This is a genomic window from Acidovorax sp. ST3 (genome assembly GCF_003231145.1).
In the GTDB taxonomy this organism is placed as follows: Bacteria; Pseudomonadota; Gammaproteobacteria; order Burkholderiales; family Burkholderiaceae_C; genus Acidovorax.
Map to the genome: position 1 here is coordinate 1 of NZ_QKVP01000052.1, position 657 is coordinate 657.

Sequence of the window (657 nt, forward strand, 5' to 3'; positions counted from 1 at the left end):
GAATTCCTCGCCGCGGCTGTTGCCGATGCGGGTCTCGAATGCCGCCAGGATCTCATCCTTGGTCTTGCCCTTTACCGCGATGATGAAGGGGAAGCCGAAAGTGGTGACGTAGGCGGCGTTCAGCTTGGAGAACAGTTCGCGCTCCGCGTCCGTCAGCGCATCGAGCCCGGCCGAAGCCTGTTCCTTGGTCGAGTCCTCGGTCAGCCGTCTGGCCTGCGCCAGCTTGCCGGCGAGGTCCGGGTGCGCGGTCAGCACGCCGAGACGCTCGGTCTCGGAAGCCGAGCGGAAGGCACGGCAGAGCGCGTTGTGCAGGCCGCCGGCGCTGTCATGGGCAGGGCCGAGCTCCAGTTCGAAGGCACGCTCGGCAATCCAAGGCGAATGTTCGAAGATGCCGCCGAAGCGCTGCACGAACTCCTGCTTGTCCATGCGCGACGGGCGCAAGGCCGCGGGCTCATAGGGATGATGGTCGCGCCAGTGGTTGGCGATGTCGATGCGTCGCGGCAGCCAGACCTTGTCGTGGCTCTTCACATAATCGATGAAGCGCTGCAGCGCCGCGGCGCGTCCTGGCCGGCCGATCAGGCGGCAATGCAGGCCGATGCTCATCATGCCGCCGCGTCCGGCCTTGCCTTCGGCATAAAGCGTGTCGAACGCGTCCTT

Annotated in this window: 1 protein-coding gene and 1 pseudogene; both read right to left on the reverse strand. The window is 65.9% G+C overall.

Features of this window, described 5'->3' with window-relative positions; translation table 11 throughout:
* The coding region (uraD, locus tag DNK89_RS24865) for a 2-oxo-4-hydroxy-4-carboxy-5-ureidoimidazoline decarboxylase (protein WP_238990916.1) at positions 1-426 on the reverse strand (426 nt) is incomplete at its 3' end.
* 9 nt (positions 427-435) lie between these two features.
* A pseudogene (locus tag DNK89_RS24870) lies at positions 436-657 on the reverse strand (allantoinase); the annotation flags it as partial.